Annotated in this window: 24 protein-coding genes and 2 tRNA genes; 21 read left to right on the top strand and 5 right to left on the bottom strand. The window is 72.2% G+C overall.

Features of this window, described 5'->3' with window-relative positions; all coding sequences use genetic code 11:
* Window positions 1-75: 75 nt before the first annotated feature.
* The 5 genes from IF188_RS01120 (at window position 76) to IF188_RS01100 (ending at window position 4,393) form a co-directional block, all read left to right on the top strand.
* Window positions 76-1,143 (top strand): hypothetical protein, encoded by a 1,068-nt coding sequence (locus IF188_RS01120; protein WP_191169937.1) that lies wholly within the window; start codon window positions 76-78, stop codon window positions 1,141-1,143.
* Window positions 1,144-1,178: 35 nt separating this feature from the next.
* Window positions 1,179-1,982 (top strand): inositol monophosphatase family protein, encoded by an 804-nt coding sequence (locus tag IF188_RS01115; protein WP_191169936.1) that lies wholly within the window; start codon window positions 1,179-1,181, stop codon window positions 1,980-1,982.
* A gap of 391 nt (window positions 1,983-2,373) precedes the next feature.
* Window positions 2,374-4,149, top strand: coding sequence for a peptidoglycan DD-metalloendopeptidase family protein (locus IF188_RS01110; protein ID WP_318152699.1), 1,776 nt, complete (start codon window positions 2,374-2,376; stop codon window positions 4,147-4,149).
* A 63-nt stretch (window positions 4,150-4,212) separates the two neighbouring features.
* Window positions 4,213-4,284: transfer RNA gene (locus tag IF188_RS01105), tRNA-Thr, on the top strand.
* 35 nt (window positions 4,285-4,319) lie between these two features.
* Window positions 4,320-4,393 (top strand) — tRNA-Met (locus IF188_RS01100).
* 490 nt (window positions 4,394-4,883) lie between these two features.
* On the opposite strand, the gene IF188_RS01095 is transcribed toward IF188_RS01100, so the two are convergent.
* A complete protein-coding gene (locus tag IF188_RS01095) occupies window positions 4,884-5,462 on the bottom strand; it encodes an HAD-IA family hydrolase (RefSeq protein ID WP_191169935.1) in 579 nt (192 codons plus the stop codon).
* A gap of 132 nt (window positions 5,463-5,594) precedes the next feature.
* On the opposite strand from IF188_RS01095, the gene IF188_RS01090 reads away from it, so the two are divergent.
* The 3 genes from IF188_RS01090 (at window position 5,595) to IF188_RS01080 (ending at window position 6,880) form a co-directional block, all read left to right on the top strand.
* Window positions 5,595-6,176 (top strand): VanZ family protein, encoded by a 582-nt coding sequence (locus IF188_RS01090; protein ID WP_191169934.1) that lies wholly within the window; start codon window positions 5,595-5,597, stop codon window positions 6,174-6,176.
* Between the two features lie 100 nt (window positions 6,177-6,276).
* The gene (locus IF188_RS01085; protein ID WP_191169933.1) at window positions 6,277-6,507 is read left to right on the top strand and encodes a hypothetical protein; all 231 of its coding nucleotides are present in this window, start codon (window positions 6,277-6,279) and stop codon (window positions 6,505-6,507) included.
* A 34-nt stretch (window positions 6,508-6,541) separates the two neighbouring features.
* The gene (locus IF188_RS01080; protein WP_191169932.1) at window positions 6,542-6,880 is read left to right on the top strand and encodes a DUF7882 family protein; all 339 of its coding nucleotides are present in this window, start codon (window positions 6,542-6,544) and stop codon (window positions 6,878-6,880) included.
* Window positions 6,881-6,895: 15 nt separating this feature from the next.
* On the opposite strand, the gene IF188_RS01075 is transcribed toward IF188_RS01080, so the two are convergent.
* The 3 genes from IF188_RS01075 to IF188_RS01065 all read right to left on the bottom strand — a co-directional run bounded on the left by IF188_RS01075 (window position 6,896) and on the right by IF188_RS01065 (window position 8,685).
* Window positions 6,896-7,453, bottom strand: a complete 558-nt coding sequence (locus tag IF188_RS01075; protein ID WP_191169931.1) for an FHA domain-containing protein — start codon at window positions 7,451-7,453, stop codon at window positions 6,896-6,898.
* 82 nt (window positions 7,454-7,535) lie between these two features.
* The gene (locus tag IF188_RS01070) at window positions 7,536-7,934 is read right to left on the bottom strand and encodes a hypothetical protein (protein ID WP_191169930.1); all 399 of its coding nucleotides are present in this window, start codon (window positions 7,932-7,934) and stop codon (window positions 7,536-7,538) included.
* Between the two features lie 4 nt (window positions 7,935-7,938).
* A complete protein-coding gene (locus tag IF188_RS01065) occupies window positions 7,939-8,685 on the bottom strand; it encodes a CDP-alcohol phosphatidyltransferase family protein (RefSeq protein ID WP_191169929.1) in 747 nt (248 codons plus the stop codon).
* A gap of 47 nt (window positions 8,686-8,732) precedes the next feature.
* On the opposite strand from IF188_RS01065, the gene IF188_RS01060 reads away from it, so the two are divergent.
* Genes IF188_RS01060 through IF188_RS01025 form a run of 8 tightly spaced genes read left to right on the top strand, consistent with a single transcriptional unit; the run spans window position 8,733 to window position 16,004 of the window.
* On the top strand, window positions 8,733-9,746 hold the full coding sequence (locus IF188_RS01060) for a zinc-dependent alcohol dehydrogenase (protein WP_318152698.1): 1,014 nt from the start codon (window positions 8,733-8,735) through the stop codon (window positions 9,744-9,746).
* On the top strand, window positions 9,719-10,135 hold the full coding sequence (locus IF188_RS01055) for a 6-pyruvoyl trahydropterin synthase family protein (RefSeq protein WP_318152697.1): 417 nt from the start codon (window positions 9,719-9,721) through the stop codon (window positions 10,133-10,135). The genes IF188_RS01060 and IF188_RS01055 overlap by 28 nt, the downstream gene beginning before the upstream one ends.
* The gene (locus IF188_RS20450) at window positions 10,132-11,238 is read left to right on the top strand and encodes a glycosyltransferase family 4 protein (protein WP_318152696.1); all 1,107 of its coding nucleotides are present in this window, start codon (window positions 10,132-10,134) and stop codon (window positions 11,236-11,238) included. The genes IF188_RS01055 and IF188_RS20450 overlap by 4 nt, the downstream gene beginning before the upstream one ends.
* Window positions 11,235-12,044, top strand: a complete 810-nt coding sequence (locus IF188_RS01045; RefSeq protein ID WP_191169928.1) for an SAM-dependent methyltransferase — start codon at window positions 11,235-11,237, stop codon at window positions 12,042-12,044. Before IF188_RS20450 ends, IF188_RS01045 begins: the two co-directional genes overlap by 4 nt.
* The gene (locus IF188_RS01040) at window positions 12,032-13,024 is read left to right on the top strand and encodes a lysylphosphatidylglycerol synthase transmembrane domain-containing protein (protein ID WP_191169927.1); all 993 of its coding nucleotides are present in this window, start codon (window positions 12,032-12,034) and stop codon (window positions 13,022-13,024) included. Before IF188_RS01045 ends, IF188_RS01040 begins: the two co-directional genes overlap by 13 nt.
* The gene (locus tag IF188_RS01035; RefSeq protein ID WP_191169926.1) at window positions 13,017-13,844 is read left to right on the top strand and encodes a RibD family protein; all 828 of its coding nucleotides are present in this window, start codon (window positions 13,017-13,019) and stop codon (window positions 13,842-13,844) included. The genes IF188_RS01040 and IF188_RS01035 overlap by 8 nt, the downstream gene beginning before the upstream one ends.
* 1 nt (window position 13,845) lies before the next feature.
* Window positions 13,846-15,480, top strand: coding sequence for a hypothetical protein (locus IF188_RS01030; RefSeq protein WP_191169925.1), 1,635 nt, complete (start codon window positions 13,846-13,848; stop codon window positions 15,478-15,480).
* Between the two features lie 29 nt (window positions 15,481-15,509).
* Window positions 15,510-16,004 carry a GNAT family N-acetyltransferase gene (locus tag IF188_RS01025; protein ID WP_191169924.1) on the top strand — a complete coding sequence of 165 codons (495 nt, stop codon included), beginning with the start codon at window positions 15,510-15,512 and terminating at the stop codon, window positions 16,002-16,004.
* A gap of 7 nt (window positions 16,005-16,011) precedes the next feature.
* Here the strand turns inward: IF188_RS01025 and IF188_RS20445 are convergent, their stop codons facing one another.
* Window positions 16,012-17,394 carry an alpha/beta fold hydrolase gene (locus IF188_RS20445; protein ID WP_318152694.1) on the bottom strand — a complete coding sequence of 461 codons (1,383 nt, stop codon included), beginning with the start codon at window positions 17,392-17,394 and terminating at the stop codon, window positions 16,012-16,014.
* A 158-nt stretch (window positions 17,395-17,552) separates the two neighbouring features.
* Between IF188_RS20445 and IF188_RS01015 the strand changes: the two genes are divergently transcribed.
* The 5 genes from IF188_RS01015 (at window position 17,553) to IF188_RS00995 (ending at window position 22,326) form a co-directional block, all read left to right on the top strand.
* On the top strand, window positions 17,553-19,805 hold the full coding sequence (locus IF188_RS01015; protein ID WP_318152693.1) for a heavy metal translocating P-type ATPase: 2,253 nt from the start codon (window positions 17,553-17,555) through the stop codon (window positions 19,803-19,805).
* Between the two features lie 89 nt (window positions 19,806-19,894).
* The gene (locus IF188_RS01010) at window positions 19,895-20,614 is read left to right on the top strand and encodes a DUF2510 domain-containing protein (RefSeq protein WP_191169923.1); all 720 of its coding nucleotides are present in this window, start codon (window positions 19,895-19,897) and stop codon (window positions 20,612-20,614) included.
* Window positions 20,611-21,417 (top strand): sulfite exporter TauE/SafE family protein, encoded by an 807-nt coding sequence (locus IF188_RS01005; RefSeq protein WP_191169922.1) that lies wholly within the window; start codon window positions 20,611-20,613, stop codon window positions 21,415-21,417. Before IF188_RS01010 ends, IF188_RS01005 begins: the two co-directional genes overlap by 4 nt.
* Window positions 21,418-21,460: 43 nt before the next feature.
* Window positions 21,461-21,910: an FAS1-like dehydratase domain-containing protein gene (locus tag IF188_RS01000; protein ID WP_191169921.1), complete on the top strand. Its 450-nt coding sequence runs from the start codon at window positions 21,461-21,463 to the stop codon at window positions 21,908-21,910.
* Window positions 21,907-22,326, top strand: coding sequence for a MaoC/PaaZ C-terminal domain-containing protein (locus IF188_RS00995; protein ID WP_191169920.1), 420 nt, complete (start codon window positions 21,907-21,909; stop codon window positions 22,324-22,326). Before IF188_RS01000 ends, IF188_RS00995 begins: the two co-directional genes overlap by 4 nt.

Genomic DNA, 22,326 nt, shown 5'->3' with positions numbered 1-22,326 from the left:
CGCCTCTGCACGCGCACCGTGGGCGTGTCAGGATTGGGGAAGCGGGTCGTCGGCCCGCGACACGAGAGGAACGCCATGACCGTGCCCGACCCGTACGCGTCGTCTCCCTACGCGCCGGCGCCGCCCGCCCGCCCGGAGTCTTCGATCTCGCCGCTGCTGCGTGCCGCCATCTGGGTCGCCATCGGCGCCCTCATCGCCGCCGCCCTGGTGTGCGTGGTGTGGGTGCTCGTCGGTTCGCAGAACGGCATCATCGGCCGCGCATTCCTGACGATCCTTCTGCTCGTCGCCTTCGCCGGCGTCGCGATCCTCGACGCGCATCTGGCTCCGTCGCGCCCCGCCTGGTACGCGTTGGCGAGCCTCGGCAGCTGGATCATCGCGCTTCTGCTCGGCGCGATCATGATCTGGATGCCGGACCGCTATCCGTGGCTCGGGTTCTCGCGGTTCATCCAGTTCCTGCTGATCGTCCTCATCCTGCAGCTCGTGCTGCTGCACGTGCGGCTGTTCCTCAAGGCCTTCCGCCGCTACGAGACGACCTTCACCCGCGTCGTGACGATCGCCACGATCTCGCTCGTCGTCGCGCTCGCCGCGCTGCTGATCATCCCGCTCGCCTTCGGAGAGTGGCTGAACCTGGCCGAGCTGTACTGGCGCATCACGGTCGCGGTGGCGATCCTCGCCGCCGTGGGAACGGCCCTCGTGCCCCTGGTCAACGTGCTGTTCGCGCCGAAGAAGCCGCGCGTGCATGCGCCCGCATACGGTGTGCAGCCCGCGGGCCACGCCGAGCTGCTGCCCTGGCCGACCTACATCGACGCCGTCACCCCGCTGCCGATGCTGCCGGACGGCTCGCCCGACTGGAACGCGTACTACACCGGTCACCCGACGCCGGGCGCCCACGTGTTCGCTCCGCTCGCGCCGCAGGTGCCCGCGGCGCAGCACGCGCCGCAGGTCGAAGCCGCCCCGGCCGCTCCGCAGTGGCCCGCGCCGGCGCAGCCGGGCCCCTCGGTCGTGGATGCTCCGGCTCCGTCGCCCGTTGCGCCGTCGGCGCCTGTGGCGTCGCAGGCGCCGGTCGGACCGCAGACGCACGGTGCGGCATCCGGATACGAGGGGTACCCGCCTCCGCCTCCGCTCCCGCCGCACCAGCCGTGACCCGCAGCGGGCACCAGGGCCAATAGCGTGGAGGCATGACCCTCGCCTCTGAGCTCGAACCCCTCGCCGTCGACATCGCCTACGAGGCGGGCCACCTCGCCCGCACGCGTCGCGAGGCCGGTGTCGCGATCGCGGCGACCAAGTCCGCGCTCGCCGACATCGTCACCGAGGCCGATCGTGAGGTCGAGGCGTTGATCCGCGCGCGCCTCGCGACCGAGCGTCCCGATGACGGATTCGTCGGCGAAGAAACCGGGGCCGAGCGCGGCACGTCAGGCATCACGTGGGTGGTCGACCCGATCGACGGGACGGTGAACTATGCGTACGGCATCCCCCAGTACTCCGTGAGCATCGCGGCCGTGACCGGCGAGCCGGCGCCGGAGACCTGGCAGGTCGTCGCCGGAGCGGTCTACGCGCCGGTCGCGGGGGAGATGTTCCGTGCTGCGCGTGGGGAGGGCGCATGGCTCGGCGACCGGCGGCTGGCGGTCAACGCGGAGGTCGGGCCCGCCGGGGCCCTGCTCGCGACAGGGTTCGGCTACGACCCCGCCACGCGCCCCGGCGACCTCGAACTCATCGCGCACGTCATGCCGCTCGTCGCGCGCGATCTGCGGCGGGGCGGGTCGGCCGCGCTCGATCACGCGTACGTCGCCGCCGGTCGACTGGACGGCTACTTCGAGCGCGGACTCGCGCCGTGGGATCTCGCTGCAGGGTCGCTGCTCGTGACCGAGGCGGGCGGGCGCTACGGCCGCAACCAGCCGGACGGGTCGGGACGCTCGCCGCTCATCGTCGCGGCCACGCCGGCGATCTTCGACCGACTCGCCGCCGCCGCGGGACTTCAGTGACCGGCATCTCATCGAATCCTCACGAAAAGGCACGAACAAAATCCGAGCCGTACATGGCATTCCCAGGGCCTCCGGTGTAGCGTTTACCCGATCGTTACCTTCGCCTCCCGAAAGGCGAGGGTGGTCATAGCCCGAACGACCGCCTTGCCGCGTACACCCCCCTCGCGGCACGACCCGAGAGCCCCCCGCCGCTTTGCCTTTCGACGCTCCCCAGGCTGACTCTGCGCCTACGCGCCGTTCCAGTCGCTCCGCCGCCACGCCTGCCCAGGCGACGCCGGAGACCCCGGGTGCGAGCCGCGCCACCGCGCGGCGCCAGGCAGCCGGTACTGCTCCCGAGCGTCCCGCGGTCGTGTGGGGTCGTGCGGCAGAGCTCAAGAGAGCGGATGCTGCGGTGCCGAAGCCCGAGGCCACGCCGGCCGGCGGCACGGCGGTCACACCCGTCGTCCCCGCGGAGCCGGTGGCTCCGGTCGCGCCTGTGGCCTCTGTTCCCTCCGCTCCCGCGACGCCTGCGCCCGCGCCGTTCTCGCTGCCCGGGGGATCGAGCCCCGTCATCGAGCCCGTCGCACCTGTGGCGCCGGCGCAGGCGGCGGCTGCGGCATCCACCTCCCCAGCGTCTGCGTCATCCGCTTCTCCGTCCCCGGCGCCAACGCAGCTGAGTCGCCGCGCGCGTCGCGTGCAGACTGGCGCGCAGGCGGTCGTCGCGGTGCCGCCGGCCGCTCCGGCCGAGCCCGTGCGTCCGGCCGCCGCGTTCGAGGCCGAGGTCATGGCGCGCGACGAGTCGCCCGCGGTGCGCGACACCGTGCTCGCGCCCGCGGAGCCCTTCGAACTCATCGCTCCCATCGTCGACACGGCGCCTGCCCCGGCGGAGGATCGGCCGGTCGCCGGCGCTGTGGCAACCGCGACCTCGTCGGACTGGATGGCTGAGACGCTCGCGAAGCTCATGGCGGCCGAAGCGGCGGCGGTGCCGGCCCCTGCCCCCGTCGTCATCGAGCCCGTCGCTCCGGTGCAGGCCGCGCGTCCCGAGCCTGCGGCGGCAGTTCCCGTGCCCGAGCCGGTTCGTGCGCCCGAGCCGGTGCGGACATCCGAGCCTGCGGTCGCTCCGGCGGCGGAGCCGGTGCGGCCGGCATCTTCCGCCGCAGAGGCGGTGCGTGCCGCGGAACCGACCGCCGAGCCTGTCGCAGCCCCTCAGCCCGCCGCGGAGAGCACCCGCTCGGAGCGCCCGCGCACCGAGCGCGTCGAGCCCCTGACCGGCCCGATTCCGGCACCCGCGGCTGACGGCGTAGACGAATTCGCCGCGGCGGCCCGCCTGTTCTCGTTCACGGGCGAGACGCCGACCCAGTCGGCGCCGGACGCTCCTGCCTCCGAAGCGACCCCTGAGCCCGAGGCGCAGCACACCGCGCCGCGCGTCGTGCAGACGCGCCGCGGCTCCGCCTTCCGGCGCGTCGCGACCGCATCGTTCTCGGTCGGCGTGTTCGGCGTCGTCGGCCTGATCGCGGTCGGCATGACCACGCCGGTCGAGGCGGTCGCCGCGGTCAACGGCACCGAGTCGACGCTCTCGGTGATCGCGCCGGGCGACGTGGGCGGTGCGCTCGATGCGTCCGAGATCCAGGCCTATGTCGCGCCGGGCGACGTGCAGAGCGATCTGCTCAACCGCACCGAGAACTACGGCACGACCACCACCGCGCAGCTGGCATCCGAGGCCGGCATCCGCAACTTCTCGAACCTGTTCCACAACGACCCGAACTCGAACATCCAATGGCCGTTCTCGGTCGGCGTGACGATGTCGTACGGCTTCGGAATGCGGTCGGGCCGGATGCACGAGGGCATCGACTTCACGCCGGGCGCCGGTTCGCCCGTCCAGGCGATCGCCGACGGCACCGTGCGCATCGCGTCGGAGTCAGGCGGCGCCTACGGCGTGCACGTCGTGATCGACCACATCGTCGACGGTCAGCTCGTGTCGAGCCACTACGCGCACATGCAGTACGGCTCGCTCCAGGTCGTCGCCGGCCAGCACGTCACCGTGGGGACCATCATCGGCCGCACGGGCAACACCGGGCGCTCGTTCGGCGCCCACACGCACTTCGAGATCTGGAAGAACGGCACCACGCCGATCGACCCGTGGCCGTGGCTGCAGACGTACACAGACGGAACCCACACCGTGGGTTGACTCGGTTCGGAAGGGGGCCGCGGCTCTGGTATCCTCTTCTAGTTGCCTGTTGGCAGGCAGCACGCCCCGATAGCTCAGTGGCAGAGCACTTCCATGGTAAGGAAGGGGTCGTCAGTTCAATCCTGACTCGGGGCTCGCAACATCCGTTCTCTTCGACCGCGGATGCGTGCGGCAGGGTAGCTCAGTTGGTGAGAGCGCACGACTCATAATCGTGAGGTCGCGGGTTCAAGCCCCGCTCCTGCTACAGACAGAAACCCCCGGATTTCCGGGGGTTTTGTCGTTGATGGGAGCCGATGGCGGCTGCCACGAGCAATCGCCCCGTGGTGCCCGACGGATCGGCGGCTGTGCCCGGCCGGTTCGAGGTGGATGCACGCGTCATGCCCGAGGTGGGCCCGTTGGCCGCCGGCTCGCGAGCACGGTCGCCGTTGCCCGGACCCGGATGTCACGGCAGAGTGTGAGCTGTGCGAAACACGATTCCTGCGATCGTCCTCGGAGTCGCTTCCGCGACTCTCGTCGCAGCACTGTGGCTCGCCGTCACCGCGAATGGTCCCGTGGTCCTCATCGCGGTCGCTGTCGCGATCGTCTCCTTCGTCACGGCCGCATGGGCTGCGGGAAGGATCCGTCGGACACGGGCGATCACCCCGGAGGCGATCATCGGGCCGCCCGAGGAATCCGATTAGCTGATGTCACGTCTCGCGCGCCGTCACCGAACGGGTGCCGATGTGCGTGCCCCCTCAGACACGGATGCCGTGGGCACCGAGAATGTCGATCAGCTGCGGGATCCCTTCGCGGTGCGTCCAGCACTCCGCGTGCAGGCCGGCGCCCCGCGCACCGTCGATGTTCGCCGGTTGATCGTCGAGGAAGAGCAGCTGCTCCGGTGCGAGGTCCAGGTCTGTCGCGATGTGCTCGAAGAACGCGGCGGCCGGCTTCGCGGCGCCGACGTGGCACGAGTAGTAGGCGCCGTCGAACACCTCGTCGTACGGAGCCTTCTCACGCATGCACGCCGCGCGGTAGGCGTCCTGGTTCGTAGCGAGGTAGCACCGGACACCGGACGCACGCACGCGCGCGACGGCAGCCAGCGACGGCGCCAGCACATCGAAGGTCCACCACACCGACAGGACGTCATCAGCCCGATCGCCGAGGCCCATCGTCTCGGCGGCCCGGCGGATGCTCGCCTCATCGATCGGGGCGCCGGTGAGCGCACCCGGAAACTGCGCCACGACCGAGGTGGCCAAGCCCCACACGTCTGACGGCGTGTCCTGGAGGACGCCGTCCGCATCCCAGAGCACGGCGCGGATCGAGGGATGGGACATGGAACGACCTCCGACGCAAGCAAGACCGCGAGGCATCGGCAGCGGCCTCGCGTCGCCGGTGAGCCTAGCAAGCCGCCCGCCGACGCCTCGGCTCGTGCACGTCGTTCCCAGCGCCCCACGGGAGAATGCCCTGTGACCTCGCCTGCAAGCCCTCCCTCACGCCGCCGTCGCGGCATCCTGATCCTCGCGTTCGCGGTGTATCTCGCACTGCTGGCGTGGGTGGTGCTGTGGAAGCTCGAGGTGCCGTGGATCGGCGACGCCGCCGGGATGGCCCGGCCGATCAAGCTGGTGCCGTTCATCGCGAACGGCGACGCGGGCGCCAGCATGCTGGCGGAGCTGGTGATCAACCTCGTGCTCTTCGTCCCGTTCGGCCTCTTCATCGGGGCGCTCGCGCCGACCTGGTCATGGTGGAGAGCGGGGGCGACCGCGCTCGGAGCCAGCCTGGCGCTCGAGACCGTGCAGCACCTCATCTCGACCGGCAGCTTCGACACCACCGACCTCATCGTCAACACAGCGGGCGCTCTCGCCGGGTGGGCGATCTTCCTCGCTGTGCGTCACGGCGCGGGCGAGCGCACACCGACCGTCATGACCCGCGTTTGCGTACTCGTCGCGGCGCTCGCTGTCGTCGCCACGGTCGCCTTCGTGGCCTCGCCGCTGCACTACGGCCCGCAGCGCGACATCGTGGTGCAGCACTCGACGCCGCGCGACGACTAGCGGGGAGCGGTCGGCCCGAGCTGTCAAGGCCCTCGGCCGTGAGCACGGGCGGTGCGTATCGTCCAGGGGAGGACAGTCAGGACGCCGCACAGGAGGTGCCATGAGCGACGTGGACGATCAGGGCTCGCTGCCCACCTACGTGGAGCACGCCAGTGGCCGCTCGCCGCGCGCCAAGGATGCTCCACCGGACCCCGCGCCCGATGAGCAGGAACTCGCTGGCGGGGAAGAACAGGACGACGCCCGTGCGCGAGGAGTCGAACCCGCCACCCGGACGCCGTTCGAACCATCGACCGGCGCGACGAGCGAGCCGCCCGAGAGCGACAACCCATGACGCCGCGAGTCCGGGGAGGGGTAGCGTCCCTCGTATGGGAACCCTGTACTACGGCGCGCAGGACATGCCGATCCACATCGAGGATCGGACGCTCGCGCATCTGAAGGTGGTGATCGCCACCAAGCTCCGCCGGAATGAGAGCTTCACGCTGTCGTGGCAGCACCCCGATGAGGGTCCCGGTGGGCGCTCGACGATCTGGCTGCATCCATCGATCCCGCTCATGTTCGTCTTCGAGGACGTCGACCCTCCCGAACTGAGCCGCGCGTGGATCGAGAAGCTCGCGCACTCCGCCAACACGTCCGGCGGGATCCTGCTCGTCGACGAGATGCTGCTCGACCCCGATGACGCCGCGGACGAAGCCCGGGGGGAGTGACGAGACGCCCAGGCCTCAGGCGCGGTCGGGCTTGATGTCGCGGGCGTCGCCGGTGTCGCCCGGGCTCGGCGTCGTGTCGCGGCGGGCCTCGCTGTCGTGCCCTCTCTCGCTGTTCTCGGCGTAGTCGGGGCGCGGCGGCTGGAGCGGCTGGTCCGCGAGCTCGCCGCCTTCGCGACCCCCGGACGGGCGCCCGTGGTCGGCGTACTCGTCGCGAGCGAACGTGAAACGCCACTCGCCCATGCGGAACTGCGCGCCGGAGCGCAGCACGATGGCCTCGGCGCCGTCGAGGGAGTCGCGAGGCTCTGGCGTCGTGTTGGTCTCTGCGTCGGCGAACAGCAGCAGGAGGTACTCGTCGCGGTCGTCGTGGCGGATCTCGGCGTGCGCCTTCTCGGTGCCCGCCACCAGCAGATCGGCGTCCGCTCCCGAGCCGATCGTGATGCGATCACCCTCCAGCGGGAACTCGAAATGGTCCGCGCCCGACACGATGAGCCGCGGATGCCCCGCGCCCCATTCGCTGTGCGTGGTCGTGGGGATGTAGCGGCCGGTGTCGGCGGCATCCACTCGTTCGGTCATAGCGTTCGCCCCCTTCGTAGGCCTTCACGCTAACCGCCGACCCCGGCGTGGGCCCGGGGGTTGAAGTGTCTGCGAGCTGGTGCTAACCGGCCGCCACGGGCTGCGGACGCAGCGCCAGCACGGTCGTGATGGCCAGGATCACGATGCCGATCGACTCGACGATGACCGTCTCGGGCACGAGCGTGAAGTCCCACGTCTCGGTGATCCCGAACAGTCCGACGGTGAGGGCGAGGATCAGCGCCAGCAGCGTCGCGATGAGGAACAGCAGGCTGAGCACTGTCGCCAGCTGCAGCCAGCGGCCTCGCAGCAGCAGCATCCCGACCGCGAGCACGAGCGCGCCGACGGCGTTCAGCACGAACATCACGCCGAGGATGCCGCCCACGCCGTCGAACACGAGGAACAGGTGGATGCCGCCTGCCGCGAGCAGTGCGAGCGCGCTGAGGATCCGCATGACCCGGAGCACGGGGGTCGAAGATGCCATCGTCCTACCTGCTTTCGTCTCGAGCCGAGGCCTTCTCGGGTGACACGAGTTCCGCGCCCGCACGGTTCATCCGCACGAGCCAGATGATGTCGCGACCGAACGATTCCAGCAGCAGCGCGAGCGCGGCCGCGGCGACGAGCACGTTCGCGAACGGCGGCAGCAGCTGCGCGGCGACGGTCGTGAGCGCGATGCCGCAGACCGCCGTCACGACCTTGCGCCAGTACCGGTGCGGCAGCGTGCGGCCGAGGAAGGGCAGCAGCCACGCCGCCGCCACGAACGCGTACCGCATGAGCCCGATCGCGAGCACCCACCACCCGACGAATTGCACGTCGTACACGCTCAGCACGAGCAGCAGGAACGCGTCGACCTCCATGTCGAACCGCGCGCCGAGCTCGCTCACAGTGCCGGTGCGCCGCGCGACCCAGCCGTCGACGCCGTCCAGCGCGAGGGCGACCGCCACGATCGTGACGAGAAGCGGAGCGCGGGATGCCTCGCCCACGACACTCGCGACGACGAGAGCCGTCGCCACCCCGACCAGCGCCGAGCGGGTCGCGGTCACGGCGTTGGCCGCGCCGAAGCGTGTCGCGCCCCGGCGGCGGAGTCCGCGCGACAGCAGCAGCGACGAGACGAAGAGGTAGGCCAGGCCCGCCGCCCACCCCGCCGGCGGCATCGGCACGACCGCCGCGACGCCGAGGACGGCCACGCTGCCGGCGCCGGCCCACCACCAGGGCGTCCACTGAACTTTTCGCATGCGGGCTCCGTGTTCCCTTCATGGCCGTCATGAGTGACACGTCGCGAGTGCCCGATTCGGTTCAGATCCAGAGAATGGATGCCGCCGCCGCGTGGTGGACCGTCGGCCCGGGCTGGGGCGAGTTCCGCACGGAGGCGCTGCCCGAGGTGCGTGACGGAGAGGCGTCGGTGCGGACGCTGTGGACCGGGATCAGCCGCGGCACCGAGTCGCTCATCGCGAGGGGATCGGTGCCCACGTCGGAGCGCGAGCGCATGCGGGCCCCGTTCCAGGACGGGGACTTCCCGTTCCCGGTCAAGTACGGCTACCTGAACGTCGGTGTCGTCGAGAGCGGGCCGACCGCGCTGCAGGGGCGCACGGTGTTCTCGCTGTTCCCGCACCAGTCCCGGTTCGTCGCCCCGGCCGACGCGCTCGTGCCGGTGCCCGACGGAGTGCCGGCGCGACGGGCGGTTCTCGCGGGCGCGGTCGAGACAGCGGTCAACGTGCTCTGGGACGCGGCCCCGGCGATCGGCGACCGGGTCGTGGTCGTCGGCGCGGGAATGATCGGCTGCGCCATCGCACGCCTGGCCGCCGGCATCCCGGGATCCGACGTCACCATCGTCGACATCGACCCCGCGAAGCGGCGCGTGGCCGAAGGCCTGGGGGTGCGGTTCGCGCTCGCCTCGGAGACGCTCGCCGAGGCCGACATCGACGCTGACGTCGTGATCGAGGCGAGTGGCAGCGGCGCGGGGCTGCAGCAGGCGCTGCGTGTCGCGCCGATGGACGGCGAGGTCGTCGTCGCCAGCTGGTACGGCGCGAAGGCGGTGCCGCTCGAGCTCGGCGGGGACTTCCACTCGCGGCGACTGTCCATCCGCTCCAGCCAGGTGGGCGCGGTGGCGTCGAACCGTCGCTCGCGGCGTACGACGCGCGAGCGACTGACCCTGGCGCTGCGGCTGCTCGAGGATCCGACGTTCGACCTGCTGCTGGGCGCCACCTCGTCGTGGCGACGGCTGCCGCAGGTCTATGCCGCCCTCGCCGACGGCACCGCAGGCGAGCTGTGCGAGACGATCGACTGGAGCGCGTGATGGGCTTCGGCGTCACGGTGCGCGACCACCTCATGATCGCCCACAGCCTGCGCGGCGAGGTCTTCGGCCCCGCGCAGCAGCTGCACGGGGCCACCTACATCGTCGACGCCACCTTCCGCGCCGACGAGCTCGACGAGGACGGCGTGGTCGTCGACATCGGCCGAGCGTCCGACGGACTGCGTGAGATCGTCGGGGCGCTGTCGTACCGCAACCTCGACGACGAGCCCGACTTGCGAGGCGTCAACACCACAACCGAGCGACTGTGTCAGATCATCGGCGACCGGCTCGCCGCACGGGCGCCGGACCTCGGCGGCTCGCGGCTCACCGCCATCGCGGTGACCCTGCACGAGTCGCACATCGCGTCGGCGAGCTACGAGGTGTCGCTGTGAGCGGCCCGTCGGTGCGTGCGCGGCGGGACACCGACAACCGTGCCACGGAACGCACCGTGACCTTCGTCGTGCCCGACGGTATCGACGACCCGCTGCGCGTGAGCGGGGGCAACGTGTACGACCGCCGGGTGGGCGAGGGCCTGCGGGCTGCGGGGTGGGACGTGTCGACCGTGGAGGTGAGGGATGCCGCCTCAGCCGCCCGCGCCCTGCGACAGCCGCCGCCAGGCGCCACGGTGCTCATCGACGGTCTCGTCGCCGGGTGGGCGCCCGCGGCGGTCGAGGACGCTGCCGAGCGGGTGCGCGTGGTGGTGCTCGCGCACATGGTGGCGGCCGCCTTTCCGGACGTGACCGCGGGCGAGGTCGCGTCCGAGCGGGCGGTGCTGGCCGCGGCGCATCGTGTGGTCGTGACGAGCGCGTGGACGGCCCGCGAGCTCGGGCGCCGCGGACTCGTGGATGCCTCCCGTGTGAGCATCGCGTCGCCCGGTGCGGCGGCCCCCTCTCCCGTGCCGGAGGTCCCTTCTCCCGTGGCGGGGGGAGCGGGGGGAATGCGTCAGGACCGCGACGGGAGGCACCTGCTGTGCGTGGGCGTGGTCGCGCCGCACAAGGGACAGGATGTGCTGCTTGCGGCGCTCGCGCAGCTGCCCGAACAGGACTGGACCTGCGCGATCGTCGGGTCGCCTGACGCTGCGCCGAGGTTCGCCGCGGCGGTGCGGCGGGACGCGACACGATTCCACGGCCGGGTCCGGCTCACCGGCGTGCTCGGACGCGCCGCACTCGCCGCGGAGTACGGACGCGGCGGATTGCTCGTCGCGCCCTCGCGGGTCGAGAGCGCGGGCATGGCGATCGCCGAGGCGCGGGCGCGCGGCATCCCGGTCGTGGCTGCCGATGTCGGCGGCATCCCCGATACGGTCGCGGGCGGGGGAGCGATCCTCGTGCGTCCGGACGACGCCGGGGTGCTCGCCGCGGCGCTCCACGCGTGGATGAGTGAGCCGTCGCTGCGACAGCGCCTGCGCCGCGAGGCCCGTGCGGCGCGTCAGAGCCTGCCGAGCTGGAACGACACGGCGGCGGCGATCGCGCGGGTCCTGGAAGAGGCACGGACGTGATCTCGACGGCATCACCCTCATGGCTCGATCTGCGCGCGGTCGCCGACGACGCGGCACGCTCCCGCCCGCTCGCCACGGCGCTGGCCGAGCTGCTGCCCGCAGGCCCTGTCGAGCTGCACGACCTCGGCGCAGGCACCGGCGGTATGACCCGCTGGCTCGCCCCGCGGCTGGCGGGACCTCAGCGCTGGGTGCTGCACGACGGCGACGCGCGCATCCTCGAACACCTCGATCTCCGGTCGGTCGTCGACGATGCCGGCCGACCGGTCATCGTCGGCACCCTGCTCGAAGACCTCGACCGCCTGCCGCTTGGAGCGTTCCGCGGTGCGGCCGGCGTGACGGCATCCGCCCTGCTGGACGTGCTCACGCGCGATGAAGCCGCCCGCATCGTCGCGGCGTGCATCGAGGCCCGCGCTCCCGCCCTGTTCAGCCTGTCGGTGACCGGACGGGTGACGCTCGACCCGCCGGACGGCGACGACGCCCGTCTCGGAGCCGCCTTCAACGACCACCAGCGTCGCGACGCGGACGGACGACGGATGCTGGGCCCCGAGGCCGTGCCGGTGCTCGGCCTGCTCTTCGCCGACGCCGGCTGGCACGTGCGCCGTGAGCCGACGCCGTGGCGGCTCGGGCCGTCGGATGCAGCGCTCATCGCGGAGTGGCTCGACGGCTGGGTGACAGCCGCCGTGGCGCAGCGCCCCGAACTCGGCGCAATCGCCGGCGCGTATGTCGCGCGGCGTCAGGCTCAGATCGCGGACGGCACGCTGCGCGTCGACGTCGGTCACGAGGATGTGCTGGCATGGCCGCGCTGACCGATGCGGCGGGCTCAGCGGCCGCGGCGGGGCGACTCGCCCCGGGCGCAGCGGGAGCGCGCCGCCCACGAGCCGGTGCCGTGGTGCGGATCTCAGCCGGCGTGGCGGTCGTCGTCGCGACGGCGGTCGTGGTCGGGCTCGGGCCTTTTCTGCACGGCCTCACTGCCGTGTCGCCGCCGGCGGTGCTCGCCGCGTTCGGCCTCATCGCGGCAGCCACGGCAGCCGCCGCGTGGCGGTGGCGCGTCGTCGCCACGGGATTCGGTCTCGACCTGCCGTGGCGCGAGGCGTTCGGGGCGTACTACCGGTCGCAGTTCCTCAACGCGGTGCTGCCCGGCGGGGTCGTCGGCGACGTGCATCGCGCCTACGCGCACGGCCGCGCGCACGCCCGCGTCGGGCTCGCGGCCCGTGCCGTCGTTGCGGAACGCGTCCTCGGTCAGGTGGTGCAGCTCGCGCTGACGCTCGTCGTCGTGCTCTCCCTCGGGTTCGGGACCTCACTGGCGCCGGTCGCGTGGGGCGCCGGGGTGGTGGCGGCGGCGGTCGTCGCCGCCACCGCCGTCGCGGCGATCGTGCCGCGCTCGCGTCGCGCGCTGCAGCGGGAATGGCGGATGCTGCGCCCCGTCCTCGCTCGTCCGCTTGCGGTCGTCGCGATCGTGGTGTCGTCGGTGGTCTTCGTCGCCGCGCTCGTCGCGCTGTTCGTCGTGGCGGGGGTCGCCGTCGGCATCCACGCCTCGCTCCTCGGACTCGTGTCGGCCGGGACGGTCGTGCTGGCGGCATCCACTCTTCCGGTCAATGTGGGCGGATGGGGTCCGCGCGAGGCGGTCGCGGGCGTCGCGTTCGCGCTGGCGGGCGCCGGGGCCGCCTCAGGTGTGGCGGTGTCGACCGCCTTCGGGGTGCTGGCACTGATCGCGGTCGCCCCCGGGGCGCTGCTGCTGCTGGCGGGGCGTCGCCCGCGCACGCGGCGGGAGAGCAGAGATGAGTGAGCGGCCGTACGTGACGCTCAGCTGCGCGATGTCGATCGACGGCTACCTCGACAGCGCCGAACCGCAGCGACTCGCGATGTCGAACGCAGAGGACCTCGACCGCGTCGACGAGGTGCGCGCCCGCAGCGATGCGATCATGGTCGGCGCCTCGACGGTGCGGCGCGACGACCCACGGCTGCTCGTGCGCGACACCGTGCGCCGCGCTCGCCGGCTGTCGTACGGGCGGCCCGAGTCGCCGACCAAGGTCACCGTCACCGCCTCGGGCGAGCTGTCGCCTGATGCCGCGTTCTTCACGACGGGTGAGGCGCCGCGGCTGGTCTACACGCCCGCAGCCGTCGCGCCCGCGCTGCGTGCGCGGCTGGGCGGCCTGGCGACGGTGGTCGGACTCGGCGAATGCGTCACGATGGCGGCGCTGCTCGACGACCTCGGCGCGCGCGGCGTGCGGCGGCTCATGGTCGAGGGCGGCGGGCGCGTGCTGACGCAGTTCCTCGAGGCCGATCTGGTCGACGAGCTGCAGCTCGTCGTGGCGCCGTTCTTCGTGGGCGAGGCGGGTGCGCCGCGGGTCGTCGGGCCGGGCTGCTTTCCGTGGACCGCGGCGCGGCGCGCCCGTCTGGCCGAGACGCGCCGCATCGGCGACGTCGTGCTGCTGCGGTACTCGCTGTCGGCGCGCTGCGACGCCCTCGACGGCGCGGCGCCGGAGTCCGCAGCGGATGCGACGGCTGCTGAGCCGGAGCCATCCGCCGTCGCGGCGGTGCGTTCCGCTGCGGCGCCCGCGCCTCGGACCACTGACGCGGCGGGCCGGCCCGACACCGGGACGTGACATGACCGGCCTCCCGCCCTCGAGCCGTCGGCGGCCGTCGGCGATCGCGACCACCGCCGCCGCGATCGCCGTGCTGGTCGTGGTGCCGCTCATACCCGGACCGCTCGCCGCGGCGGACGGGGCCGGCGGCGTACGGATCCCGGTCGAGTCGCTCGCGGCCGTCCTGCTGCTCGCGATCGTGCCGTGGCGTCCGGTGCGGGTCGCGCTCGCCGCGGTGTTCGGGGCGTTCGTCACCCTCGCTCTGGTGCTCGCGGGCATCGACCGCGGCTACCAGTCCGTGCTCGGCATCCACTTCATCCCGCTGGACTGGCCGCAGCTCGGCGACGCCTACGGCGTGGTGGTGGATGCCGCCGGCCCCGGTCTTGCGAATCTCATGGCCGCGGGGGTCGTGGCGGTGATCGGGGCCTGCGTCGTCGGGCTCGCCTGGGCCGCGCTGCGGATCGGCGGTCTCGTGCGGCGGCGTGCCGACGGACGGGTGGCGCTCGCCGCGGTGGCCGGCGTGTGGATCGCCGCCGCCGCGGTGGCGCCGCCGCTGCGGACGACGGACCCCGTCGCGGCGGCGGCCTCCGTCGGTTCCGTCGGCACGGCGGTCACGCGCACGGTGTCGGCGCTCGAGCAGCAGGCCGCGGTCGCGCGTGACATCGCCGGCGACCCGTTCGCCGGAGTGCCGGCGCACCGGCTGCTCACCGCGCTGCGCGGCAAGGACGTGCTCATCGTGTTCGTCGAGAGCTACGGGCGCGTCGCGCTGGAGGATCCTGCCGTCTCGCCGGGCGTGATCGACGTGCTGCAGGGCGGCGACGCTCAGCTCGCGGCGGACGGCTACATCGCCCGCAGCGCGTGGCTGACCTCGCCGACCTTCGGAGGACGCAGCTGGCTCGCGCACTCGACGCTGCAGAGCGGCGTCTGGATCGACACCCAGGCGGACTACGAGCAGCTCGTCGACAGCGATCGGCTCACACTGACCGGGGCCTTCGGCCGCGCCGGGTGGCGCACCGTGGCCGACGTGCCCTCGAACATCCGAGAGTGGGACGTCGGCACCTCGTTCTACGGCTACGACACTCTTCTCGGCGCCGACGATGTCGGCTACCGCGGCCCGAAGTTCGGGTACGCGCGCGTGCCCGACCAGTACACGCTCAAGCACTTCGCCGACACCGAGCTCGCCGGTCCGCATGACCCGGTGATGGCAGAGATCGACCTGGTGTCGTCGCACACGCCGTGGGCGCCGCTGCCGCAGCTCGTGTCGTGGGACGAACTCGGCGACGGCTCGGTCTTCGACGGCCAGCCCGCGCGGAGCGACTCGGCGAGCGATGTCTGGCAGAGTCCGCGCGCGGTGCAGAAGTACTACGGACTCTCCGTGCAGTATTCGCTCGGCGCGCTGCTGTCGTTCCTGGGGAACATCGACGATCCTGACCTCGTCGTGCTCGTGCTCGGCGACCACCAGCCGGCGTCCATCGTGAGCGGAGAGTCGGCGTCGCGAGACGTGCCCGTCACACTCATCGCCCGCGACCCGGCCGTGGCCGCCGCGATCGGGGACTGGGGGTGGCAGAGCGGGCTGCGCCCCGGCGATGCGGCGCCGGTGTGGCGGATGGATGCCGTCAGGGATCGGTTCCTGGCCGCCTTCGACATGCCGCAGTGACATGCCTCGGCGGCTGGCAGGATGACGGGATGACCTTCACCCTGCGCGGTCCGGCGCCCGCGGACGTCGAGGAGCTCGCGGCGCTGCACGTGTCGACGTGGCAGGAGACGTACACCGAGCTGCTTCCCGACGGGTTCTTCGACGAGGCGTTCCTCGACGGGCGCCGCCGGATGTGGACCCGGTTGGTCGAAGCGCCGCGAGACGACGTGATCGTCCGCGTCGCGGAAGAGGACGGGCACATCATCGGATTCGCGGTGTCGGGGCGTCCGATCGGGCCGTTCGCCGACGAGGCGCCGCGCGACCGCCACCTGTACATGCTGTACCTCGCGGCCGCCGCGCACGGCGGGGGAGCAGGGCAGGCGCTCATCGACGGCGTGCTCGGGGACGGCCCCGCCATGCTGTGGGTGGCGAAGCAGAACCCGCGGGCCATCGCGTTCTACCGGCGCAACGGCTTCGAGTTCGACGGTGTCGAGGTGGTCGACGAGGGCGCGCCGTCCATCACCGACGCCCGCATGGTGCGCTGACCCGGCATCAGTACGCCTGATCTGTGTCGTCGCTCCACGCGGCGAGGTCGACGCCGTGGTTGTCGGGCGACGCGAGCGTCCACCACTCGGGCGCGTGCGAGTCGTCGGCGAGGCGCCCGCCGGCCTCGAGCGCAGCCGCGACGTAGGCGTCGACGCGGTCGCGGGGCACCGACACGTCGATGTGCGTGCGGCCTCGGCCGGACTTCGGCGGCTCCATCGTCTGGAACCACAGATGAGGACTGCGGCGCAGCGGATCGACGGCGTCGTCGGCGCCCATCGGCTCGTACCCCAGCGCAGCGGTCCAGAACGGGCGCACGTGGGCGTCGGGGCCTTGCACCACGGCGATCCCCAGCACCCGCAGCACCGAGGGGTCGGGTTCGAGGCCGAGCCGTCGCGCGGCAGCCGAGACCGCCGCGGCGAGCCGCGCATCGGCTGCGCTCAGTGATCCGCTCCGGTGGCTGAACGTCTTGACGAACACGCCCTCAGGGCGCAGGTCGACGTCGGGGAAGTGTCCCTGCTCCTCGGCGATGGCGACGACCTCGGCCACCAGCCGTGCGCCGTCGCCGAGGGACTCGGTGCGGAAGAACGCGTGGGCGCCGCCGTAGAGCACGCGCCAGTCCTCGACACCCTCGGCCGCATGGAACGCCTTCGAGCTGATGATCTCGATCTCGGGCGCGATCGTGCCGTCCCCGATCGGAGGCTGTGCCACGATGATGCGGGCGAGCTGCTGCGGGCGCGTGAGCATCGGCCAGTGCCCCGTGGGCAGGTCGACGTAGGTGACGTCGCGCAGGCGCGTGAACTCCTGCACGGGCGCCTCGCCCGCGGCGATCCACTCGCGCAGATCGTCGCTGGAGTACTCCGTCGACACCGCGGTGACCGGGATGTCGAGCCTTCTCTCATCGCGGAGCTGCTGGATGCCGGTGACCACGCCCGCGGGCGACGGCACGGCGTACGCGCCGAATGCCGCCATTCCCCCCTCGCCGAGGTCGCGCAGATCCGCGTCGTCGAACTCGCTCCAGTCGGGAAGCGGCAGCTCGGCGCCGACCGGCTCGTAACCGCGCAGCAGCGGGTCGCCGTCGGCCGTCGGAAAGCCCCCCACCAGGATCAGCCGCGCGACCCGGTCGGGCCGGGCGTCGGCGGCCGCATAGACGATGCCGGCGGCCGCGGAGTGTCCGACCAGCACGACCTGCTCGCCGGGTGCGGAATCGATCGCCTCGACGACGGCGGCCACATGGTCGGCCAGCGAGATCGTCGAGCGATCGGCATCCACCGATCCCATCCCCGGGAGCGTCACGGGGACCGGGCGATGCCCCGCGGCCTCGAGGGCGGGCGCGACCTCGTACCACGCCCATCCGCCCATCCAGAGACCCGCGACCAGGATGATGTCCATTTCGGCTCCTTCGACGTGTCGGGATGACGCCAGTGTGGCGCGGGCCTCCGACATCGGGGAAGAGGGGCTCCGAGCGGGAATACGACGCCCCGAATGCGCATTGACCCTGATACCCCTAGGGGGTATAACGGAGAACGTACCGTCGACGAGGAGCCATTGTGACCGACCCGCACCCCGACCACCACGACCATGGCGCAGGCGCCCGCCCGTCGACCGCGACGCACGCCGGCCATGAGCACGCGGGCCACGATCACGCCGCGCACGCGCATCCGGCCGGCCACAGCGAGCACGACCACTCCGCCCACGACCACTCCGCCCACGACCATTCCGCCCACGACGAGGCGTCGGCGCACGGCCCGCACGCCTCGCATGCCGCTCGGGGAACCGAGCACGCCGGCCACGCCGGCCATGCGGGCCACGCCGGCCACGGCGCCGATCACGTCGCCCGGTTCCGCCGGCTGTTCTGGATCAACCTCATCCTTGCAGTGCCCGTCGTCGCGTTCTCGGGCATGTTCGCGATGGTGCTGGGCTACACGCTCCCCGATCTGCCGTGGGTGCCGTGGGTCGCGCCGGTCATCGGCACGGTCATGTACTTCTGGGGCGGCTGGCCGTTCCTCACCGGTGCCGTCTCGGAGCTGCGCTCCCGCAAGCCCGGCATGATGCTGCTCATCGGCCTCGCGATCACGGTGGCGTTCTTCGCCTCGTGGGGTGCGAGCCTGGGCCTGCTGCACCACGAGCTGGAGTTCTGGTGGGAGCTGGCGCTGCTGATCGTCATCATGCTGCTCGGCCACTGGATCGAGATGCGGTCGCTGGCGCAGACCACCTCCGCGCTGGACTCGCTGGCCGCGCTGCTGCCTGACGAGGCCGAGCGGGTGACGTCAGCCGGCGTGGAGACGGTGAGTCCGTCCGACCTGCGCGTCGGCGACGTGGTCGTCGTCCGCCCCGGCGGCAGCGTGCCCGCAGACGGTCGCATCGTCGACGGCGGCGCCGACATGGACGAGTCGATGGTGACCGGCGAGTCGCGCCCCGTCACCCGCGCCGTGGGTGACCAGGTCACCGCGGGCACGGTAGCGACCGATTCCGGCCTGCGCGTGCAGGTCACCGCGACCGGCGACGACACCACGCTCGCCGGCATCCGTCGCCTCGTCGCCGACGCGCAGAGCTCGACGTCCCGCGCGCAGCGCCTGGCGGATCGCGCCGCCGGCTGGCTGTTCTGGTTCGCGCTGGGCGCGGCCGCGGTCACGGCGGTCGTGTGGTCGGCGATCGGGATGCCGGACGAAGCGGTCATCCGGACGATCACGGTGCTCGTGATCGCCTGCCCCCACGCGCTGGGCCTCGCGATCCCGCTGGTCGTCTCGATCGCGACCGAGCGTGCGGCGCGCGGCGGCGTGCTCGTCAAGGATCGCCTCGCGCTGGAGAGCATGCGCACGATCGGCGCCGTGCTCTTCGACAAGACCGGCACGCTCACCAAGGGCGAGCCGACCGTCGTCGACATCGCTGCCGTCGCGGACCTGGACGCCCACCAGATCCTCGCGCTGGCGGCATCCGCCGAAGCCGACAGCGAGCACCCGCTGGCTCGTGCGATCGTGCGGGCGGCACAGGAGCGCGGCCTCTCGATCGCCCCCGCGACCGGATTCCAGTCCTCGCCCGCGGTGGGCGTGACGGCGACCGTCTCGGGCGCCGTGATCCGCGTCGGCGGACCGCGTCTGCTCGAAGAGGTCGGCGGCGCGGACGTCGTCGAGTCCGGGGCCTGGCGCGAGCAGGGATCGATCGTGCTCCACGTCGTGCGCGACGGGCAGGTGATCGGCGGTCTCGCGCTCGCCGACGAGATCCGCCCCGAGTCCCGCGAGGCCGTCGACGCGCTGCACAGGCTCGGCGTCGAGGTCGTCATGATCACGGGTGATGCCGAGCCCGTCGCCCGCTCCGTCGCCGCCGCGCTCGGCATCGACCGGGTGTTCGCCGGCGTGCGTCCCGAAGACAAGGCGGCCAAGGTCGCCGCGCTGCAGGCCGAGGGGCTGAAGGTCGCGATGGTCGGCGACGGCGTGAACGACGCCCCCGCGCTCGCCCGTGCGGACGTCGGCATCGCGATCGGCGCCGGCACCGACGTCGCCATCGGCTCGGCCGGGGTGATCCTCGCCTCGAGCGACCCGCGGTCGGTGCTGTCGGTCATCGAGCTGTCGCGCGCGAGCTACCGCAAGATGACGCAGAACCTGTGGTGGGCCGCCGGCTACAACCTCATCTCGGTCCCCCTCGCCGCGGGCGTGCTCGCGCCGATCGGGTTCGTCCTGCCGATGTCGGTCGGCGCCATCCTGATGTCGCTGTCGACGGTCGTGGTCGCGCTCAACGCGCAGCTGCTGCGCCGCCTGGACCTGACGCCGGAGGCGAGCGTCCGGGCAGTGCTCGACCGCTGATCGGAGCGATGGATGCCGCGGCCCGGGCGCTCCCCGGGCCGCGGCTTGCGGCATCCATTCCCGTCCACCTGCGGGGATAGGGTTTGAGGATGACGACGACTCCTCCCGGCTGGTACGACGACGGACACGGCGCGCTGCGCTGGTGGGACGGCGCCCAGTGGACCGAGCACGTCGCGCAGCCCGATCCGGAGCCGTCGCCGGCCCCGACCGAGGCCCAGATCGTCGCCGCCCAGCCGGTCGCCGAGCCGGCGTATGCTCCGGCGGTCTACCCGGGCGCGCCGGCGGGCGGTGCGTTCACCGCTGCCACCGAGCCGCGCAGGTCGAAGCTCTGGATCGTGTGGGTCGTGCTCGGTGTCGTGCTGCTCGGCATCGTCATCGCCGTGGCGGTGCTCGTGCCGCTGCTGATCCTCAACCTCTCGGCGCCGGGCGGCGCACAGACGGACGACGAGAAGGCCGCCGTCACCGCGGTCCAGACGTACGACCACGCGTGGCAGACCGGCGACTGCGACGAGCTCGTCTCGGCCACGACCGAGGAGTTCCGCGAGCTCAGTGACTACACGGACTGCGAAGGGTTCCAGAGCGACGCCGCCGCCTTCGACGACACGTTCGACGATTACACGCTCGCCGTCACCGCGATCGACACGACCGACGAGGGCATCGAGATCACGACGAACGAGACGTACACGCTCCTCGTCGATGAGAACGGCGAGCCCGCCGATCCGTCGCAGGGCGCGGCGGTCGTGCACTACACGGTGGTGGAGTCCGACGGCGCCTGGGCGATCGACTACCTCTCGTACGAAGACGAATGAGCGCTTCCGGCACGCAGCGCCGCCCACGTGACGCGCGCTTCTTCCTGACCTGCGTCGGGATCGGCCTGGTCGCGGGCGTGCTGTCGGGCCTGTTCGGCGTCGGCGGCGGCACCGTGATCGTGCCCTTCCTCGTGCTGTTCCTGCACTTCGATCAGAGGCTCGCGGCGGGAACCTCTCTCGCGGCGATCGTGCCGACCGCGACGGTCGGGGTGATCTCGTACGCGGTGACCGGGTCGGTCGCGTGGATCCCCGCCCTGCTGCTCGCCGCCGGCGCGGTCGTCGGCGCGCAGATCGGGACGTGGCTGCTGCCGCGCCTGTCGCTCACCGTGCTGAGGTGGGCGTTCGTCGGGTTCCTCGCCGCGGTGATCGTGAGCCTGTTCCTCGTCATCCCGTCGCGCGACGCCGAGCTGATCCTCACGTGGTGGAGCGGACTCGCCCTGGTCGTGGTGGGTGTGGGGACCGGCATCCTCTCGGGTCTCATCGGCGTCGGCGGCGGGATCATCGTGGTTCCGGTGCTCATGGTGCTGTTCGGCACCAGTGACCTCGTCGCCAAGGGCACATCGCTGCTCATGATGATCCCGGCGGCGATCTCGGGCACGGTCGGCAACATCCGCCGCGGCAACGTCGACCTCGTGGCCGCGGCCGTCGTCGGTGTCGCGGCCTGCACCACGACCGCGCTCGGCGCCTGGATCGCGACGCTCATCGACCCGTTCGTCGGCAACGTGCTGTTCGCGCTGTACCTGGCGTTCATCGCGGTGCAGATGGGGCTGCGCGCCTGGCGAGGACGCCGTCGCCCGGCCTGAACCTCGCCGGAGGGGCGGCGCGGGCGCTCGGTAGGATGGCAGGGTGCCAGTGAACCCCGAGCTCGTCGGCCGCGACTTCCCGCCGACGACCCCCTACCTCGTGGGTCGTGAGAAGGTGCGCGAGTTCGCGCGCGCCGTCTTCGCCGATGACCCGCAGCACACCGACCTCACCGCCGCCCAGGCTCTCGGCTATGCCGACGTGGTCGCGCCGCCGACGTTCGCGATCGTCGTGACGGATGCCACGCTGCAGCAGCTGCTGTCGGAGCCCGACTCCGGCATCGTGCTCAAGAACGTGCTGCACGCCGAGCAGAAGTTCCGCTACTCGCGGCCGATCGTCGCGGGCGACGAACTCACGGCGAAGCTGTCGGTGACCGGCATCCGCGCCATGGGCGCCGCTGCGATGGTGACGAGCGAGTCCGAGATCACCGACGCCGCCGGAGACCACGTCGTCACCACGACGTCGGTGCTGCTCGTGGGGGAGGGCGAGGCATGAGCGGCCTGACCGTGGGCGACGTCGTCGCCGAGCGCACCGTCCACCTCACCCGAGAGTCCCTGGTGCGCTATGCCGGGGCGTCCGGCGACTTCAATCCGATCCACTACCGTGACGACGTCGCCGCCGCCGTGGGTCTTCCCGGTGTGCTGGCGCACGGCATGCTCACGATGGGCCTCGCGATCGGGACGATCGAGCCCTGGCTGCGTTCCTGGGGCGAGGGCGACAGCGGCCGCATCCTCGACTACGGGGTGCGATTCACCAAGCCCGTCGTCGTCGACCCCGAGACGGGTGCTGACGTCACGGTCGTGGCCAAGGTCGGCGCCGTCGACGACGACTCCGCGCGCATCGACCTCACCGTGTCGTTCGACGGCACGACGGTGCTCGTCAAGGCGCAGGTGCGCGTCCGGACCAGCTGA

It is taken from the genome of Microbacterium helvum (assembly GCF_014779795.1).
GTDB classification, from domain to species: domain Bacteria; phylum Actinomycetota; class Actinomycetes; order Actinomycetales; family Microbacteriaceae; genus Microbacterium; species Microbacterium helvum.
This window is presented reverse-complemented; position numbering and strand designations above follow the sequence as displayed.